Origin of the sequence: Candidatus Koribacter versatilis Ellin345, from assembly GCF_000014005.1 — a bacterium.
Taxonomy (GTDB): Bacteria; Acidobacteriota; Terriglobia; order Terriglobales; family Acidobacteriaceae; genus Korobacter; species Korobacter versatilis_A.
Genome location: NC_008009.1, coordinates 1,089,155 through 1,108,323, shown reverse-complemented (window position 1 = coordinate 1,108,323; position 19,169 = coordinate 1,089,155). Strand labels below are relative to the sequence as shown.

Below are 19,169 nucleotides of genomic sequence, written 5' to 3'. Positions count from 1 at the left end.
ATCTTCAACTTAAAGTCCAGCGACCTTAGCAGTGATCGCAAAAGAAGCCACGAATTGCGCGGTTGCCAGGAGATTTCGCCAGAACATCGAGCCGCCTATGATCTTTTGAGGCACAACTACCACGTCGCCCGCGTCCAACTTGGCGTGAAGCGCGCTCTCATCGGACTCGCGACCTACAACAGAGCCGTTCGCCCGAATGACGAAAATTTCTTTCTTGCTCGCCATTGCGGTCGGTCCACCTGCACGATGCAAATACCAATTCGCATCCCTCCCCGGCACATACGTGATCGCGGTCGAGTTGTAAACCTGCCCAGTGACGAGCACGAATCCAGGTCGCTTGGGAATCGTCAGCACGTCGCCAGATCTAAGTTCGATATCGATGGGAGTACCTTCCCACGTGGCAATGTCACTATTGATCTTGATCACAAGCCGTCCCGTCGACGGCTGATTCCGCAGCCGCTGCAGTACTTGTTCCTGCTGCTGCGTGATCAATTGCAGCGTCGCCGCCTGCTCGGTGGTACTCAGAGAAGGCGAAATCTTTGTTGCTGCAGAGGTAGTTTCAATTTGTCGGATGAGTTCGTTGCGGCTCTTCTCTTCGAAATCTCGCACCTGGACACGAGACAAATACGCACCGGTCGGATAGGCAGTGTCGCGGAAACCACCCGCACGTTTCAGCACCGAGCTGAGTCGCTCCCCTTCCTGAATGCCATACGTTCCGGGGTACGCAACCTCGCCTCCTAGAGTCACAGAGGCGCCGATGTCGTTCCAGCCAGCGATCTGGTGAATTGTTAACACATCGCCGGTTTTCAGTGCGACGTCAGCCGCGGAGTCGGCATCATCAACCGCCCGCCCAATATCAATCGACAGGCGATGACTCGTGACCCTGGCGCCTTGCTGCACGTCATAGCTGGTGAGATCAGCGTGGTCTTTTAATGCTGAACGCTTAAAACCTCCTGCCAAGCGCACTAGCTGAGCGACGGTAAGTTTCTCGGGTAAGGGATAGGTGCCTGGCCGTAAGACTTCGCCTTGAATCGTGACCTTCGGAGCATCGAACTCGTATCTGCCCAGGACACGAATCGTGTCGAACGGTTGCAAGTGAATCTGGCTATTGCCGATCAACGCCTCTGACAAGTTGAATTCGATGGTTTCCGGCCGAAAGTCGGGAGGACGCAACCGGATGATTTCTGCCCGCTCAGCGGGTTCAGGCAGCAGGTCTCTATAAGATCTGATCACATCGGTAACAGACATGTTGTCGCGATATGCAATCTTGCCGGGGCGAATTACGTGCCCTTCCACGTAAATGGCACGTTCGCTATACGGAAGGATCGGAGCAATCACGACTCTGTCACCGTCTTCGACCGCATACGCTTGCAGCGATGCCCGAACCGAAGACGCATCGTCCGAGTTTTTAACTGTGATCTCGTCCGTTACGCGAGCTGTGTTCGCCCTGACACGTTCGATCCGTATCTGTGAGGTTGACGCCGAGACGAGGAGTCCGCCGGCGAGAGCGACGACGTCGTCGATCGATCTCTCGCCTCGAAGCTCGTAGATTGCAGGGCGCCGGACCATCCCGGAGACAGTCACCTGGCGGCCCGCCGGAGGGACGAGAACCGTGTCACCAGGCTCGAGGCGTTCTACGTCCGCGTGAATTCCTCGCAAGAGAAAATCGTACAGATCAACTTCGCGCACCAGCTCCTTGTTTCGCATGTGACGCACTGTCCGCAAGGATCCGATAGCAGTAGGCCCACCCGCAGCAAACAGTGCATTCACCACCGTCGACAAGGCGCTCACATCGTATGCACCGGGACGTTGCACATCACCGACTACGTAGATTCGCACAGTGCGCACTCGCGCAAGGGATAGTTGTACCCGCACATCTCGAAACTGCGGTCGCAGCATTTTCTCTGTCAGAGCTTGCGCTTGCTCGAGCGTGAGTCCCGCGACCGAGACAGGACCAGCTTCGGGCAGCACAATCCGGCCTTCCCTGTCCACAGTTCGCGGCAATGTCTGGGAAATGCTTCCCCACATGCTTAAAGTCAGAACATCCCCGGGGCCAAGAACGTATTCCGGTCCAGCTGGGAGATCGATCGAGGCTTCTGCGCTCTGTCCGTGTTGCAGAAATGTGTCCGAACCAAACCGGCGAAGAGACGAGCTTGGTTCCGGAACTTGCGTGTATAGATCTCGAAGCGCAAGAAGGTTCAGTGGAGTGGGTTGGTGTACTAGGCCGTCTTGAGTAGGCTGGTTCGGATCGCCAGCTTCCTCCGATACGCGCGAACGAGGTTGCGCAGGTCCCGTCGCTTGTACGCCAGCACTTGCGGAATTCGAATACCGCTCTCGATCGGGTTCTTGGCCCGAGGGACGAACTTTCTGCGCTCTATTCGACGTCGTAGGTAGCTGTGAGTCGAAGGGTTGCGTGCTCCCGCTTTCTTCGGCACCAGAATTCGATTGGCTCAACGCCGCATTCTCGATATCCGATTGATTGATGTATCCGCGCGTCCACAACCACGACGTCAGCGACTTGCGGAAATCCGGATCAGTATTGATGCGTTCGAACAGCATGTCGTCGGTGATTACATCTTCCGAAACGTCCATTCCTTTCGCTTGAAGGTATGTCGCTGCGGCGCGTTTAATCTCGATCACCAAGTCCGGACGTTGTTTGAGAAGATTGATGAGTGCGGACGCTGGAAGTGACATGCTCTCGGAAGAACGCGCATCTGTTATGTCGCTTTGGGCAGGCAGCGGCGTCGACAGTTGCTGAGCAACCCCCATCGCCGCCAACAGGACCCAAGTGAATCCGCTCCAAAGCATCGTGTTAAAAACGAAGCGCCTCATGCTTCTTCCCATCTCAAGTGACTTGTGCGAACCGGCTCGATTTCCAACTCACTAACGTCCACCGCGACAGACCGCATGATGATCTTGACTGACACAACTACCCGATATTCACTCTTCTTTCTAATCAGAATCCCCTCCATGCCGAAGAGCGGGCCGGCAACCACCTTCACCTGCTGGCCGATCGCCAGGAACGGGTGCGGTTCGGCTTTGACGCTCTCTGCGACGAGACGAAGCTGTGCAATTTCGTTGTCGCCGATAGGCGTTGGCGAATTACTCGAAGCCGCAATCGCGATTACTCCGGGCTCGCGCAATAAAGGAATTCGTTGGGATCCGCGGAGTCTTGTAAACAAGTATCCCGGAAAGAGCGGCAGGTTGACTTCGGCGTTGATTCCGTTCTTCCATCGATGTACTGCACGATGAATTGGGAGGAACGTCTCAATCTCTGATTGGCGCAATCGTTCCGCAACCCGCTTTTCATGCCTATGTCGGGTTTGGACGGCGAACCAGTGAAGTTCGTCGTACCCATTACATTTCGACTCGAGCATGTGAACCACCTCCATCACAGCTTCGCCCTGTCACTTAGGTACTCGTGACCTGCCCTTTGAGAGAACCCACAACCCAACGTCCCTCCTACGCGATGCTGTCACCTTCACGCTGCGCGTATACTTTCGCGCTTCGCGTTCGCTCCAACCAATTACGTTCCGCCTGAAGCAACTTTGCTCCCTCTCGCACGTGGAATGCGAAACGCTTTCCGACATACTTGATGTGGGAGGGAATCTCGGTGAGTGTCAGACGTCGTTCGTTGGTGACGTATCCGGGCATCCTAAAAGGCAGCAGCGCTGCTCGACGATGGCGTCGATAATCGATCGAGTCCTTTTCCAACTCCTTCTCAAGAAGAAGGTAGTACTTCGATCCCGGAAAACGCGCAGTCACCGCTGATTGCGCATACTCATCGATCCATCGCACTACGCCACTTGGCAAAGCCTTGGTGGCCCAATTGAGTTCGACCGGCGCGGAACATTTCCAGATATGGGCGCACGAAGCGACCGCAATACCCAGAAGGATCGCTTGAACCTCTGTGCACTGCTCCCTCACGGCCGACCAGAACTCTGCACCGATCTCGGGGCCGTGAATTGCTCGGTTCAACTCCAATGCCCAGGAGGCGCGGGTCCACTCGCTGCAAAAATGTTTTGTGAGGTGCAACGCCTGTTCAACGAACATCCGCTCGCGCGCCAATGCCGGGAAAATTACGTTGTTGAGCACACCGTTTGCGCGAGGAACTTGATCGAACTCGCTCACAGAGCGCAGGTGGATTTCTACCGATTTGCGCTGAGGAGGCTTGTAAAAGTCTTGGAACCTCGGATACGGAGTACCGTTCGTGTGGCACTCGAGCACGCGATCGAATGCCTTCACGTCGTACCCGAGACGACGCATCAGCTTCGTAAACTCTCGTGCCTGATCTTCTCTGACCCAAAAGTCCAGGTCGAACTGTGACCGTAGCTGCTGCCTCTTGCAGTAGACAGCGCCAAGCGTGAAGCCCTTGATACAGAGGTAATCGAGCTTCACCGCGGCAAACTCCGAATTCAGCCGCAAGAACTCGACAATGAGCGCGCTGGTCCGCTCAAGATTGTCCGCCAGGTTTTCTTCAAGCTCCGATCGAATCGCATCGGGCAACGCATCTCCGATGCCTCGCGATTTCAGTTCGTCCAATAAGTACAGCGCAAGTCCACTCGCATGGATCCAGTTTCCAAGCTTCCGCCAATCACGAAGCGCAAACTTCGCAAATGCCTGCTCCAACTCCGGCGATCGAACCGGCATGAACGCCGCGAGTATCACGGCTGGGAGCGAATTGAGTGGACGAACGAGCATGTTAGTCCGAATAGAACTTCGGTTCTCCTAAGCTGCCAAGCGGCGGAAGGTGGCGCATGTATATGACGATCTCCCAGATTTCGTCGTCGTTGAGAATGCCCTTGGAAGCGGGCATGCCGGAGGGAGCGATTCCGTTTGCGATCACCCAATACAGCTGGCCATCGGTATAGGACTGCACGTCCTGCGATGCGAGAGAAGGCACCGGAGGCGTCATACGGGCAGCGAAAGGCACACCCGTTGCCTGCCCATCGAGCCCGTGACAGACAGTGCAGTAATGGCCAAACGCTTTCTTTCCAGCCTTGATCGTGTCGGGGGTGAATGACTTAGGGTTCTTAGCGTCCTTATTCCCGACAAGCGCCCTGTGCTTCGCCGTTCGCATAAAGCCTGTCTCCAACTTGCCCGGAGTTGAGACTCTGCATGAGCTCGCTATCGTCACGCTAATGATTACTGCGGCAATCGCAAGCGTGCGCATGCTTACTCCACAACGTGAATCGTCAGCTGCATCTCGCCATGGCCCGCTCCGCAAAAATGAGCACATTTTCCGACAAAATCTCCGGCGTTTTGAGGTGTAAATGTCACCTTGGAGACTCCACGCTTCGGAATGTCCGTCTTCACCCGAAATTCCTCGGAAACAAATCCGTGGCTCACATCCTGGCTGTGAAACACGAGGGTGACCGGATGGCCCTTCTTGATCGTGATCTCTTTTGGCTCATAAGAGAACCGGTGAGCATTGATATCGATCTGCTGAACCGAGTTTGCGTTGATGGTGTTTGTCGCGGCCAGAAATAGAACCGGAGCCATGATTACGAGCAATGTCATTAAGGGAGTTCTGCGCATATCCACCTGGTTATGGGGCAAGGTATTTCAAGATTGCTTGTTCATCTTCTTTCGAGAGCATTGCGCGTACACGCATGTGACGAAGAACTGAGCCAGCGATTTTCGGAGAGAGTTGGTCCGGAGGACGATGGCAACGCCCACAATTAACGGCGAACAATCGCGCACCGTCTGGAGCATTCGATTGGTTGCTTATGGTGGGCGCCGCTTTCCCGCCGGTCTGAGCGAATACGCCGCAGCCACCGATGATGAGCAACCCAGCTAGTAGCAGAGTCTTCACGAGTGCCTCCCTGCGAGCGGAAGCACGAAGCGATAGGTCACGCCGACGTTCCAGACGTTGAAATCCGCTCCGGAGCTAAATTGCCGCCCGTAGCTCGTGGTCAACCGGATGTCCTGGGGAAGGTAGGCGTTTATACCAAAGTCCATTTCGTTCGTGTCTTGCGACGGAAGCAGACCTCCGGGCGCCGAACCCCGAAAAAACTGCTGCACTCGGGCCATGGGCTGGATTCGCGATGTGATCGTTGTAATTTCGTTCTTTCGAGTGAATCGGAATGCACCCTCAATCCAATACCCGTGGCCTTGGTCAGAGTGGGCGTATTCCGACCGAACCTGCACCGGAAGGTCTGTAGGAACCCACCACACATAGGCTCCCCCCACATTCATGTGTTCGTCCTGGAGATACCGCTGGTATGAACCGCCAACTTCGAGTTGTTGTTTCGGGAGGAATACTCCCGCCCTCATCCCCGCCGCGCGCCCGGCCTGCAGATTGTTTACTGTGCATGCTGCGGAAAAATAGGCGGTGTAATTCAACTCCCAGCTATCTGTATTCGCTGCGGCTCCGCGAATCATCGCACCATTGCTCGATCCCGAAGTTCGCGTCCCGATCGGATAAATGAGTGGCGAATCGGCGAGGTCGCGAATCCAAATCGCCGTCAGCCGCTCGTTGTAAGTGTTGAAAGGCGTAAGAAATCGCCCAGCAGTGATGGTCAATCGCTTATTAACGAGGTAGTCAATTTGCGCGTATTCGAGAGTCGAGAAGAATTGTCCCTGGTATGGGCCATTCCCGTTTTCAGGGGCAATGAACCCGCGCAGATCCGCCCGGGCTTCCACCAGGAAGTGTTCCCCAAGAGGAACCACGGCAACAGGAGCAAGGATTGGCTGGTAGTAAGTCTGGCCCGCAGCGGTAGTGCTCAAGAAACCCACACCGCCGGAAATCAGCGGAGCATCTTGCCCAAACCCGGAAAAACTCATCAAAAACGGCAAGGCGATCGTCACGATGAACCGTCGAACGAACGCCCTGCCACTAGGAGATACCCTTTTACGATTGCTTGACATAGTTCCGGCTCGACTGTCACACGGTAAACAAGGGGCCGGAAGCTGTTGTCAATCCTCAATGTCCGATTTGTCACTTGTTTGCAAACTCTGTCTCGCCAAAGGACACGCCCCCAAAGGACACGCCACCTTAGGCAGAGATTCTCGTGTGAAAAATGACGCGAGCCTGCCCCGGCCCGGGGACCCTTTAATCCTCGTGTGGTCGATAAAGTGAACAGACACACTGCTGGCAAGTTGCGTTCCGCTCCACGTCCAACGATGAACGGAAATGCCAACCGGCGCGCCCATTCAATGCAGTTTCAAGAGTTTGGTTGCTTACACTACCGATGGGTTCGTGAAAGAAACACGGTCGTAACGATCCATCGTGGCCAAGAACCGCCGAAACCCAAGGAGCATTGCAGAGGGGCGCTTGGTGAGGCCGTTGACCTAGGTGGGCGCGGAAATGGTGCGTTATTCGTCGCAGCTTTGCAGCACTCTCAGCAATATACCCACTTGCGATTTCCCGTTCAAACCGCTTAATGACCCTTGCGATCTCGCAATCCAGAGTCTCAACTTCGCTGGCATCCAAGGCGATCGTTGGTGCTTGAGAGGAAGGCCGCGGATTTTGCCGGTTGAACGCTGCGCTGGTTACATCCGCAGCCAGAAACGATATCCCGGACAAATCCAGCTCCTGCGCGGCATCTACCGTCTCGCATAATGCGGAACAATTCGTTTTTTGCACGGTTGTTCGGGCCCTGATCTGCATCTCCGGTCGCTGCGACAACACCGCCAGAATCCCCGTCGTCAGGAGATCGTAAGCTCCCGTTACGCCTCGAATTTGGTCATGAACCTTCCGCGGACCGTCGAGAGAAATGATTACCTCGTCGACACAGTTCGCGACTTCGGAGGCGCGCTTTGCGAGGCTCATACCAGCAGTGAGAAGCGTGATTCTTACGCCTTCCTGCTTAAGGAATGTACAAATGTCAATAAAACGTGAGTGCATTAATGGCTCGCCACCGGTGAGAACGACCCACTCGATCTTGAGCCCTGCAAATGCATCGCGATTGCGAACCAGAAGATCGAAATCAAGTTCTTGGCTCTCGCGTGTGCGCCAGATGTCGCACATCACGCATTTACATTGACACCGGCTGTGTAAATCCAGCACGAGTATCGGTAGCCGGCGAATGCGATGTTCCCGCAGTTCCTCGGGATCGGTGGATCGGCCTGGCTGGATGCTAACTAACATATTCGATTCGCTTTCCACTTAATCTGATCTCGTCTCCGAGCACCTGCGTCGTCTCTCGGAACATGCGGTCTAGTGGCGCGTTTACCCAAACGGGTGAGCCGTCCACGAGCAACTGAAGAAGGTGTCGGCGCATAACTTCCGGAAGTCTCTTGATTCCGCTCTCCGAAGCGAGCTGTACCCTGCCATCAACAAAGATCAGCTCGATATCCGATAGCTTTAGATCCAGCAAAGCGTCGGCAGGCTCGAGTCCTTTATCACGAGCGATGGTGAAATCAGCGAGGCCTCCCGCAAGAATTTGTCCTTGCCCGGCCCGTAAACGAAGCAATGCCGCAGGACGATCCGTGCACATCCGGTAGAGAATTGACGGATCTGCAAGCAGCAGCTTTTGTGCCGCCCGCAGTTCATCGAGCAGGTCGCCACCTGCCGTGAGCGGGGAGTCTGTTCCGATCGCGATACGTTCGACCTTTCGCAAATATGCCGATGGAATACTCTTGTTGAACAAGAAAACGTTCGACGTAGGACACACAATCAGCCCTGCATCGCGCTGGTTGAGAAGATCAATATCCTCCCCGCGGCAACCCAAGCCGTGCACAAGAACTGTAAATTCGTCGAAGAGTCCCCGGCGATCCAGTTCGGCCAACTCTCTGGCCGCCGATTCATCGACACCTTCGCATGCGTGAATAACGAACGGCCAGTTATCACTAGATTGTTCGACCGCTTGTTCCAACCCATCACCGAAAGCCAGTGAGTGTGCCCATCTCATCTCTCTTATCACTCGCACTGGAAAGTCTTGCCGATCGAAAATCTCCGCATACGGGTTGTGATGACATACGCTAGTCACTCCGGAGAGAAGGTTCCGCAAAGCTCCCCAGTACAGTCGAATATCTTTCGGCACGCGAGCTTGGCGCGCGATTTCATCCCCATTTCTGCGATGAATATCATTTGCCCAGTCGGCCGCATTCTTGTAGGGACCGTGACCAAGATTCGGATATAGGCCGAACTCGAGATGATCGTGAGCATTGATGAGTCCGGGCAGAATCATGCATCCGCTGAGGTCAATCGACCTCTCGCCAGAATGCCCCGAGATCGACGAAACCGATGCAATCCTCTCGTTTCGAATCGAGATTGAGGCCGGAGTACTAGCACTTGGGCCGAGCGAGACTTGAGCACAAGATAAATGCACCTCGCACTCCAGTTCGGCATTTTGACGAACAAAACGTGAGATGTAGATCGCTGGGCGACCATGGGCTGCGCGATAGCTTTCGAGCTTACCTGCGACTTCAAATATTTGGAATTCAGGTTCGCCGAACGGCAGTTCAAGATGGCACACGCGTTCGAATCCATATCTCGCAAATGTCGCCGCCATATTCTCAACTTCGTGCCGGCAACTGGTTAATACTGTCGTGCCCTTCACAGAATCGAAGGCTCGATTCCATCCGAGTTCCCCCTCCGTCGTCGGATGCATGTCGCTAATCACGACTGACGCTCCCGGCTTTAAGGCTCGGGCGAGTTCTCGGACCACTACCTCTACCTCATCGCAATAGCTCAGCACAAAAGAAAGCAGCGCCAAGTCGGCATATTCCGAAGGCACTGGAAGCGCGTACGCTGATCCCGCGTGTACGACAACGTTGTTTGGCATGCTCGACCGTGCAATGGCAAGCATCGACGAGGATGGATCAATCCCAATGAGCGAATTCGGCCGCGCTTTAGAGAACGTTCTCAACCAGCGACCGGTTCCGCAGCCGACGTCGATAACGTCGAGCCCACCCAGCGGCGGAAGAACGCCCGGCAGGAATCGTTCTTCCAATCGCAAGAGAGGATTGGGTGTCTCCTCGTACTTTTCGGCAACCCTGTCGAACGAACTCTCAAGCAACGCCATGGCGTTTACAGGCTCTCCTGTTTGGGACGCCGTAGCTGGATAAATCGCTGCGCCAGCCTGAGTTCGTGGGGAAACGCGTAAATGCGAAACCAATATCTCCAGGCGCTCAGGGTTCGCAGGAGGTTCCGGCTCCACTTGGGAGCGGCGATATCCTGTACCGTTGGCCATCGCGAAGCGACGACCGTTTCAAAGTTTTCAATCAACTTCTTCGTCTTACGTTTTAGCCATGGAGTATTGGGATCGATACGAAGCGTGAAGTCCATCCATCGCTTGGTGGCCCATTCTTCTAGAGTCGCCGGAAAATTGATTTTCCCGTCAATTTGCCCATACATCGCGCCGCGCTGAGGAACCGGTGTGTAGTGATACATGATGATTTCCGATGCCGGATTCAGCGTTTTGATTTTGCGAATAAACGCCAACGTCTCTCTTGTATCGCGTTCCGGATCACGGGGATTCCCGATCACGAAAGAAAATTCTGGGATTATCCCGTGCTGTTGCATACGCTCTGCCACGGTCAATGTCTGTTCAGTCGTAATTCCCTTCTCCATTTCCTTCAGCGCCCAGTCGCTTCCGGATTCCGCTCCGAAGAAGATCATCTTGCAGCCCGCGCGCCTTAGTAAATCAAGCGTGGCATCGGAGTAGCGGGACATCGTGTCAATGCGCGCCTCGCACCACCACTTCATTCCCAGCGGAAGCATTTGTTCCGCTAGCTCCCGCGCGTGGTCTTCGCGCATGAAAAAATTCATGTCATAAAATTGGACTGAGTCGGCACCGTAGGTTTGTTTCAAGTGCGAGAGGATCGCAACCGTGCGGTCTGGACTCTCCATCAATTCGCGGTTCCCGTAGGCAGCGTGCACGCCACAAAAACTACAGCGGAAAGGACACCCGATACTCGCGTGATGTGCAGCGGTCCTCTCTCCAAAGAACGACGGCCGGAGATACTGTTCGACCCGCAAGCGGTGAAAAGGGCTCCACGGGAATGCGTCAGGACCTTGCATCGGACGTTCGGCATTATGTCGATGCATGCCAAAAGTCCGATCCTTAAAAGAGAGGCCCAGAATCGAATCGGGCGATCTAACTCCGCGGACTACCTCGAGCAATTCAATGAGGGTGTTCTCTCCCTGGCCACGAACCGCATAGTCAACGTAAGACGCATTGAGTGTGGCGTCCGCATAGATGGAAGGAAAGTACCCACCCCACACGATCGGCACATGTGGGCGCAGTGCTCGAATCTTGCGCGAAATCTCCATTGCCGCGGCCATCTGTGGACCCGGCATGACTGTCAGCCCGAGTAATTCGACGGGATTCTTGTCAATTAGAGAGAGGACCGTTTTTTCCGGTTGCTCATCCACATTGCCATCTACGATCGCGTATTCCTCTCGTCCCTCGAGGACAGCGCCGAGTGCGAGCACTGAGAGAGGAAGACGACGGTTCTTCGGGCGAGTTGCGCGGGGATTCACAAGGACGATCACCGTGTCACCTCCGCAACATAGATCCGGAAACGCGACGGCTCACGGCGCCCTCGCAATTTCGCGATGAAGGGTCTCATCCTCCATCGAATCCCGTATTGAGGGTCAAATCGCTGCCAGCGCAATCCGTAGGATTGCTCGAGCGCCTGCAAGCGTTCGTCGGTCAGAAATTCGCGAGAGTTCAATGCATTCGACGCTGTGCCGAAACGATCTGTGAATATGGCTGCGCGTTCTCGCAACATCTCTTCACCTTGACTTTCGTGACGGTACCAAGCGGTATCTGCGATTACGATCCATCCCGGCCGGCGCACGCAGCGAAGGGCCTCAGAAAGAGTTCGCGCGTAGTCTTCGGAGTAATGAAACGAAGCATTGAAAATGACGACGTCGAATTGGTCCATCGAAAAAGGAAGATAGTCGAACTCTGCACGAACGCGAGGGAACATGCCGGGAATACGCTGCCGGTAGTGCTGAGCAGCGCAGAGCCCGTCAAAATCATTGTCAATGAGATCCACCGCAACCGGTCGATGTCCGCGCAACGCGGCACGATAACTCAGCCACGCATTTCCGGCGCCTAAATCCAGGATGTCTAGTCCTCGCGCTACACGGCTGGCAATCGGGCCGATGATCTCGGTCTCCAGGCACTGAAACGTCCGACGACGGATCTTCCACTGTTCTTCGTTCTTCCCCGATAGGTCCTTGTCAGGCAACGCCAGGTAAAAAGCGGAATCGGAGCTTCCCCGTCCCTCGGCAGATCGAATCGCCTCGTAGTTGTCGAGAAACTTTGCGAAATACGCCTCGCGTTCGGGGAGAAGCGCATTCCAAATTCCTCTGCGCAATCTCAAAGTGATCAAACAGGTCGCGCAGATCAGATCAGCCCGTTCTGGCGCATGAGAACGCGATATTGTCCCAGCACATTGACGACATCGCGGACATTGGAGAACCAGATCATCCACGGATTCGACCTTGCCGGAGCGAACGGGCGTCAGTAAGTGCGGAATCGCGTTCACGCTGCACGCCTCTCGAAGGTGATCAACACATGATCGCCACACGCCCGTATTCCCGGAACCGCTCGCAACGCATCGTCCACTTTCATGAATGTGCGGCACAACTTGCGATTTCTCGATATCCAGTGTTCGAGAAAAGAAGGTGGGACCGTTAAACCGACCGCCTGGATTCTGCATACGCGGAACCAAGGAGCGAAAGTCTCTCGAATCTCACGAAGGGATCTGTAATAGACCGTGACGCTCGCGCCGCCAACTCGAGCGGTGTCTTCACGCCCGAATCGGCGCACTGCCCGTTTCCACTGTCCCTTTAAACCGAAAAACACTACTTCCCAGGCGCAGAATTTCGAATACACGCAGATCACCGCGATGGCGCCCGGACTGAGGATATTGCTCATTTGCACCGCAACGTTTCGCAATTCCGACGCGCAGTTTATGCCCGCAAAATTCGAAAGTACTCCCTGAAACTTCGCACTGGCGTGTAATTCGCATAGCTGCTCGTTGGCTAGAACGTGAAATTCGCCGCGCGCCGGATTAGTTATTCCGCGAAGCTTGTTTTGTGCGACTTCGACCATCCGCCGCGACGCATCGCAGCCGACTACGTTAATCCCACGTTTAACAAGATAGAGTGCATCTTCTCCAGTCCCGCAATTCAGGTCGAGCACGGTGTCGCCAGGCTGGAATGTTCGGTCGATCTCCCGCCACACTACGGCGCGTTGCGCGCGGCCAATGAGCGAATTCGTGAACAATTCGTCGTACTCGTTCGCGATTCCATCAAAGGCGGACCCTGCACAGTTTGGATCGACGATTGTCGTCATTTCGTCGGTCCCCCAGTGAGTAGTGACATCGCGGATCTCGATGCCGCAATTCTCTGTCTTAGTTTAACTCCGCCGGCTGTTTCAGGCGACAGTCGCGTGAGCGCCACTTCATCCCGAAGCAGTTGGTCGGCGTGCTGGTAATACTCTCGTGGACGCCGTCCAGCGACGACTAACTCTCGGTCAGAACTCTCAGTCCAAGGTCGCACTTCGACGAGCTTGTCAGCAACCGCGTTGTAATACGGCGTGCCCTTAATCGGATACGCGAGTGTCGTGAGGAAAATATCCGGCTTCGATTGCTTCACGTGATCAATCGTCGCTTCGATGTCCGCGACCTCCTCGCCTTCGTATCCCCACATCAAGAACATTCCACTTTGAATTCCATGAGTACGGCACAATTCAGTAGCTTTGTGTACCTGTTCAACTCGAACACCGCGTTCCATCGCATCGAGAATTCGTTGTGAGCCGCTCTCGGAGCCGATCCAAATCCGAAAACAGCCCAGCTCAGACAGCAGAACTGCCATCTCCTCATTAAAACGATCGGCGCGTGTTATGCATTCGAACGGTATTCGTAATGATCGCCGTTTCATCTCTGCCGAATACTCTCGGATCCAGGCATGATTAATCGTGAAGACGTCGTCCGCTACCCAGACCATGTCCGGCGAATACGCATTGAGCAGCCACTCCACCTCGTCGACCACGAGCTTTGGATTACGCCGACGATGTGTCTGTCCGAACACTTGGTGGCTGCACCAGCGACACTTGAACGGGCAGCCTCTTGCCGTGATAAACGAAACGGATCCTTGGCCATGAGCCTTTCTCCAAGTCTCGACATATCGTGCAACATCAATACTGTTCCTCGCCGGCCACGGTTGTGCGTCCAAGTCACGAATCTGCTCCCGAGATGCAGTTCGTCGTAAAGTCCCCTTTTCGTCGAGGAATGCGATCCCGGCTATATTCAATGCCCGCTCCTTTTGGTTCGCGAGCAGACATGAAAGCAACTCCTCCATCGTGAGCTCACCTTCGCCCATCACGACGAATTCCGCGCCGGCGGAAAGGTATTCGAGCGCGTACGCACCGGGCTCCGGCCCTCCAACAATCGTCGTCCACCCGGCCTCGCGGGCGACCTTCACGATCTGAACCACGTTCGCCCTGGTCATCAGATTCGCGTAGATGCCGAGCACTCCCGGAGTCTGCGTTCGCAAGTAGTTGAAAAGATCCTCACGTAAAGAAAATGTGCTATCGAATACATCTACGTCGAAGCCTTTCTGCTTTAGATATGAGCAGATGTAGAGCAGACCAAGTGGAGGGTAAGGCTTCATGATCTGCATTTCTTTTGGGTCTTCAAAGAGGAAATACCCGTGCGTTAGAAGGAGTTCGGCCATTACACTTCCCTCGCGATTCTGAGATCATCCGCCGAGATCAGTGGTGCATAACGCCCTTTCCCTATCGACGCATCAGGCAGTTCTGTCGGACGAACATTTCGTGAATTTGGCTCAAGCTCATAAACACGCTGCCAAAGCTCGGCTACGGATTTCGTCGGGTTCGGTTTTGCGCTCCACGAATCCACCTCTGCGTGCAGTGCGTCCCTAAGTGCGAGATAAAACTCATTTTTGTACGCGGCGGTAAACGTGACGCATAGATCGTCACTATCCCGCCAGTTTCTCTTCGCCCCAAGCTGGTCTCGGACTTGTTCGTAGAAACGAGTATTTGGAAGGGGGTACGACACCGACACCCCAATGTCGTCGGGACGCGTGCGTCGCACGAGAGCAATCGTCTGTTGGATCTCATCCCAAAGTTCGCCTGGGTAGCCAAGTTGTAGAAAGTAACAAGCCTGGATGCCCGCCTCGCCGAGCATCTTTCGAGCACGGCTTACAGCCTCAACCTTCAGGCCTTTCTCCATGGCGTCGAGAACCTTCTGCGAGCCTGACTCCACGCCCATCCATACTTCCGCGCATCCTGCACGGCGGAGCGCGTCAACAGTTGAAACAGTCATCAAGTCGGCGCGCGACTGAACCTTGAACGGTACCCTCACTCCGATACGCTCGACTTCGTCCGCCAGTTCCGCCGCCCAGCGATGGTCCAAAGCGAAGACATCGTCCCCAAACCAGGCGTGGTCCGCGCCGAAGCGCGTCCGTAACTCACATAGCTCTTGCGCCACTAACCTGGCTGGACGCAGGTGGAATCGATCACCCGAGATCGGCTTCGCGCACCAATTGCATCTGTAAGGGCACCCGCGGCTGGCGACGATATTCAGCGACCAAAATCCATGCGCTTCACACCACGCCTCTCGATAGGGCTTCAGGTCGATCAAGTCGCGGGCCGGCGTGGAAAGCTGCATCCAGTTCGCCTGCTCTACTGGCGATGCGTGATGCATCACTGCTCCGCTCGTATCGTGCCACGCTAACCCGGGAACCTCCGTCGGAGTTCGACCCAGCAGCATGGAAGCAACCAAATCTCCGAGTCGGATTTCCGATTCTCCCTGGAGAACGAACTCCGCGCCTGCCTGTAAATAGAGCGGCGCCTGATCTGTTGCGTCCGAGCCGTGCACAACCACGCGCGCGCCGTAAGCTCTCGACGCTTCTATCATCTCGAATGCAACTTGTCGCATCCGAGTGAGGCACATTTTTGTCAGAAAGTTGAAATCGTCTTCGTATATGACTACAACTGCTGGCTGGTGCTCCTTTAGCGCTTCCACGAACAGGCTTGAGGGCTCTTTCAACATCGTGTCGAAGACGGCAACTGAGATTCCGCGCTGGCGCAGAATCGCCGCCGCATACAGCGTCCCGAGCGGTGGGTAAGGCTGCATCTTCCTTACCTGCTTGGGGTCATAGCTCAGGTGGTATGAATGTGTGAGTAGGACGTCGGCCACGATTAACCTCAGTTACAAACTGCAGCGCTCGGCTTTGGCAATACCTGCCCAGTGACAAGGGAACGTCTCTCTGCCCAATGTTCAGTGGTCCTGGCGAGCCACAATTCCCACGGAAACGAGAACCTGCTTTTACGAATTCGCCAACGCACGGATCCACTCACGGCTCGGCGCACAACCCGGCTCGCGCGGGATATAGAACGGGAATTCTTCCTCACATGGCTGTTCAACAAGAAATACGCCAACATTCGCTGCAAACGCGCGAGGTCCCTTCCCTGCAGCCACGGCAACACATTGACGCCCAAGGGAAGCAGTGCCCACTCCCGCAGCGATTGCGGCTCTTGCACTCCCATCTCACGCAACTCCGGCCATATCGGGATTCCAGGATAAGGGGTAAATATATTCGGAGAGAAACTCACGCTCTGGAACTCTCGCGCGATCTCGCTCATTGCGCGAAAAGTCTCTGCACGATCGTTTTCTGTTTCCCCCGGATAGCCAAAGATCAGATTGAAAGTGACACGAATGCCCGCCGCATCTGCTTTGCGCGCCGTCTCGTAAACTTCATTCATTCGCTGGTGACGCTTATTCATCAGTTTGAGCACGGATTCAGACGTCGATTCCGTTCCGAATCCCATGTGGGACACGCCACTCGCGCGAAGCACTTTCACTTCGTCATCGCTCATCCGGAACAAAAAGTCAGTCGATGCTTGGAATGTCCAGCGGAACGGTACGCCTGATTCATAAATGCCGCGGGCAATCGCCACGGCGCGTTTCACGTCTACCGGAAAATTCGAATCGAGCAGGGCGATCTCAGCGATTTTGAATTTCGCCACCAGGCCAGTCATCTCAGCAACTACTCGCTCCGCATTCAGCGCGTTGAATCGACGCTTGTAAAAGACCATGTCGGTGCAGTAGTTGCACGCATACGGGCAGCCAACGCTTGTCGCATACGCGAGTTTCCGTTCGCCGGCAGTGCGCTCATAGGCGTCGAAGTCCACCATGTCGTACGCAGGCAAAGGCAGCGCATCCAGCGGCTGCGTCGGACGATCGACGTTGTGTTCGCAGTGATCTCTGATTTTCCATGACACGCCAGAAATGAATTCGCCACTTTGTCCGCTGGCAATCGCATTCACCAGTTCCAAGAAACTGCTCTCACCCTGGCGTCGGACGACGAAGTCAACATAAGGCTCAATGAGCGTCTGCTCTGGCAGGAGCGTCGGATGCCACCCGCCAAAAACAATCGGCAACTTTGCGTGTAGTTCTTTCGCTGCCTTGGCGACTTCGATCGCTCCCAAGATCATCGGGCCAGTTAGCACGGAGATGCCCAGGCAAAGCGCGTCATCGAGCTCTCGCAGAACTCGATCCTTGGAATTCGGGACAATCGCCGCGTCAATCATTACGACGGAGTAGTCGTGTTCCCGCAATGTGGCCGCAAGCGACAAGAGGCATGTTGGCGCACTCAGAGGCGCGCCTTCGTAGGCTGGATAAAACAGTACGACTTTGCCTCGCGTCAGCATGCCGCCTCCGCAGTGGCGGTCGTTTGTAGCCTTTTGGCATCTACCGCCGGCTTCATCGTCATGCGCTTCTTCAGCTTGTTATTCAAATAGAGCTCAATTGGCGCGGCATAAAAGTCGTTTTTCAGTCTCCAACGCGCAGGCAGTGAAATGGCCCGTTGCGCGAAACGTGTAAATGACGTCCGACGCTGTGCAGCGATGGGGATCCGATCAAATGCCATTCGCAGGTAGTCGCGCATCACTTGCAATCGGCGATGTTCCCTCCCCTTTAGCCATGGCAATTCGGTATAGCGCGGGAAGAAATCGGCCCAGCCCTCAAAACTCGTTGGCACGTCAATGCCGAACTCCTTCGCTTTTTGCATCACAGGAGCGCCTGGGTAGGGAGTGAAGATGTTCGTCCAAAACTCCGCGCCCGGATATTTGGTGCACATGTCGAGAATGAAGTGGACCGTCTCGCGCCGCTCTTTCGGTCCTTCGCCCGGGAAGGCGAAGATGATGTTGAAAGAAGGTCGGATCCCGGCTTCAAGACACCGTTTAGCACTCTCGTAAATCGACTCGAAGTTCTGAAAGTCCTTATTCATCGCCGCGAGCACCTTTTCGGAACCCGATTCGGCGCCTTGGCAGATTTGTTGGAGCCCCGCCCGATGCAGCAACTTCAAGTCTTCCGTCGAAAGTCTTGCGACGAGGTTAGTGGTCGCCTGAATGCTCCATTTGAAATTCCCGCCAGCCCTGACCAAACCTGCACCGATCTCTCGTGCCCGATCGAGATCGACCAAAAAGTTGTCGTCAACCACCCAGAGCATTTCGAGGTTGTAGCGTCGAGTAAGATCCACAGTCTCTTCGACGAACTGCTCTGCTGGAAGTGCATTCCACTTTCGCCCGTATACCCCGGCGTTCGTGCAGTACGCACAGTTAAATGGGCAAGCAAGGCTGGATGTGTACATCGCCCAACGTCTTCCGCAAACGCGTTCGTAAGCATCGAAGTCCGCGAGGTGATACGCCTTCGGTGGTAGATCAGCAATCGGCCGCAACGGCCGTTCGGCGGTGAAGACGGTTTTTCCGTCACGTTTGAAACCAATCCCGGCAACAAGATCCATTGCCGAGCGGCTTTCAAGGTGTCTCACCACATCGAGAAACGACTCTTCGCCCTGTCCCCGGACCACGATATCCACGTACTCTGCTTCCAATGTCTGGGTCGGCAGGAGCGAAGGATGCCATCCGCCCAGCACGATTGGGAATTCGGGGTTCCATTCTTTGATCGCTCTAGCGATCTCGATAGTCTCGCGAATCATGGGGCCCGTTACGAGCGAGACACCCAGACAGATCGCATCCTTCACCTCCGCCAACACTCGTTTCTTGAAATCTGGAGTAATCGTGGAGTCAATCAAACACACTTCGTAGCCCGCGCGCAGAAGCGGAGTCGCGACGGCTAAGATCCCCAGCGGCGCAGTGGCCTCAGTGCTGGCGAACGATGGAAAGAAGAAGACGACTTTTTTCGACATGCGTCTGCCTTGAGGAATGGACTATAGG

16 protein-coding genes are annotated in these 19,169 nt (G+C 55.1%); 1 reads left to right on the top strand and 15 read right to left on the bottom strand.

The genetic code is table 11. From position 1 onward, the window contains the following. Positions 1 to 9: 9 nt before the first annotated feature. The 5 genes from ACID345_RS04570 to ACID345_RS04550 all read right to left on the bottom strand — a co-directional run bounded on the left by ACID345_RS04570 (position 10) and on the right by ACID345_RS04550 (position 5,520). A complete protein-coding gene (locus ACID345_RS04570; RefSeq protein WP_011521693.1) occupies positions 10 to 2,832 on the bottom strand; it encodes an SLBB domain-containing protein in 2,823 nt (940 codons plus the stop codon). Continuing rightward, positions 2,829 to 3,377, bottom strand: a complete 549-nt coding sequence (locus tag ACID345_RS04565) for a UpxY family transcription antiterminator (protein ID WP_011521692.1) — start codon at positions 3,375 to 3,377, stop codon at positions 2,829 to 2,831. The genes ACID345_RS04570 and ACID345_RS04565 overlap by 4 nt, the downstream gene beginning before the upstream one ends. 85 nt (positions 3,378 to 3,462) lie before the next feature. After that, entirely contained in the window at positions 3,463 to 4,701 is a 1,239-nt protein-coding gene (locus ACID345_RS04560) for a nucleotidyltransferase family protein (RefSeq protein ID WP_011521691.1), read from the bottom strand. 1 nt (position 4,702) lies between these two features. Continuing rightward, positions 4,703 to 5,080 carry a c-type cytochrome gene (locus ACID345_RS04555; RefSeq protein WP_228370732.1) on the bottom strand — a complete coding sequence of 126 codons (378 nt, stop codon included), beginning with the start codon at positions 5,078 to 5,080 and terminating at the stop codon, positions 4,703 to 4,705. 95 nt (positions 5,081 to 5,175) lie between these two features. Beyond that, positions 5,176 to 5,520 carry a cupredoxin domain-containing protein gene (locus ACID345_RS04550; RefSeq protein ID WP_187148939.1) on the bottom strand — a complete coding sequence of 115 codons (345 nt, stop codon included), beginning with the start codon at positions 5,518 to 5,520 and terminating at the stop codon, positions 5,176 to 5,178. Between the two features lie 145 nt (positions 5,521 to 5,665). Here ACID345_RS04550 and ACID345_RS27340 point away from each other — a divergent pair, with 145 nt between their 5' ends. Beyond that, positions 5,666 to 5,800, top strand: coding sequence for a hypothetical protein (locus tag ACID345_RS27340; protein ID WP_266190048.1), 135 nt, complete (start codon positions 5,666 to 5,668; stop codon positions 5,798 to 5,800). Positions 5,801 to 5,811: 11 nt separating this feature from the next. On the opposite strand, the gene ACID345_RS04545 is transcribed toward ACID345_RS27340, so the two are convergent. The 10 genes from ACID345_RS04545 to ACID345_RS04500 all read right to left on the bottom strand — a co-directional run bounded on the left by ACID345_RS04545 (position 5,812) and on the right by ACID345_RS04500 (position 19,141). Beyond that, on the bottom strand, positions 5,812 to 6,810 hold the full coding sequence (locus ACID345_RS04545) for a hypothetical protein (RefSeq protein WP_049761671.1): 999 nt from the start codon (positions 6,808 to 6,810) through the stop codon (positions 5,812 to 5,814). A gap of 244 nt (positions 6,811 to 7,054) precedes the next feature. Beyond that, positions 7,055 to 8,092: a radical SAM protein gene (locus ACID345_RS04540; RefSeq protein WP_083763844.1), complete on the bottom strand. Its 1,038-nt coding sequence runs from the start codon at positions 8,090 to 8,092 to the stop codon at positions 7,055 to 7,057. Then, positions 8,082 to 9,971, bottom strand: a complete 1,890-nt coding sequence (locus ACID345_RS25125) for a methyltransferase domain-containing protein (protein WP_011521685.1) — start codon at positions 9,969 to 9,971, stop codon at positions 8,082 to 8,084. The genes ACID345_RS04540 and ACID345_RS25125 overlap by 11 nt, the downstream gene beginning before the upstream one ends. Before the next feature lie 5 nt (positions 9,972 to 9,976). Beyond that, entirely contained in the window at positions 9,977 to 11,443 is a 1,467-nt protein-coding gene (locus ACID345_RS04530; RefSeq protein WP_011521684.1) for a B12-binding domain-containing radical SAM protein, read from the bottom strand. Then, positions 11,440 to 12,447 (bottom strand): class I SAM-dependent methyltransferase, encoded by a 1,008-nt coding sequence (locus tag ACID345_RS04525; protein ID WP_011521683.1) that lies wholly within the window; start codon positions 12,445 to 12,447, stop codon positions 11,440 to 11,442. The genes ACID345_RS04530 and ACID345_RS04525 overlap by 4 nt, the downstream gene beginning before the upstream one ends. Continuing rightward, positions 12,444 to 13,259, bottom strand: coding sequence for a class I SAM-dependent DNA methyltransferase (locus ACID345_RS04520; RefSeq protein ID WP_011521682.1), 816 nt, complete (start codon positions 13,257 to 13,259; stop codon positions 12,444 to 12,446). The genes ACID345_RS04525 and ACID345_RS04520 overlap by 4 nt, the downstream gene beginning before the upstream one ends. Then, positions 13,256 to 14,641: a B12-binding domain-containing radical SAM protein gene (locus ACID345_RS04515; protein ID WP_011521681.1), complete on the bottom strand. Its 1,386-nt coding sequence runs from the start codon at positions 14,639 to 14,641 to the stop codon at positions 13,256 to 13,258. The genes ACID345_RS04520 and ACID345_RS04515 overlap by 4 nt, the downstream gene beginning before the upstream one ends. Beyond that, positions 14,641 to 16,128, bottom strand: a complete 1,488-nt coding sequence (locus tag ACID345_RS04510) for a B12-binding domain-containing radical SAM protein (RefSeq protein WP_011521680.1) — start codon at positions 16,126 to 16,128, stop codon at positions 14,641 to 14,643. Before ACID345_RS04510 ends, ACID345_RS04515 begins: the two co-directional genes overlap by 1 nt. Before the next feature lie 8 nt (positions 16,129 to 16,136). After that, complete coding sequence (locus tag ACID345_RS04505) at positions 16,137 to 17,642, bottom strand: B12-binding domain-containing radical SAM protein (RefSeq protein ID WP_011521679.1); 1,506 nt, start codon at positions 17,640 to 17,642, stop codon at positions 16,137 to 16,139. Continuing rightward, complete coding sequence (locus ACID345_RS04500) at positions 17,636 to 19,141, bottom strand: B12-binding domain-containing radical SAM protein (protein WP_011521678.1); 1,506 nt, start codon at positions 19,139 to 19,141, stop codon at positions 17,636 to 17,638. Before ACID345_RS04500 ends, ACID345_RS04505 begins: the two co-directional genes overlap by 7 nt. Positions 19,142 to 19,169: the final 28 nt, after the last annotated feature.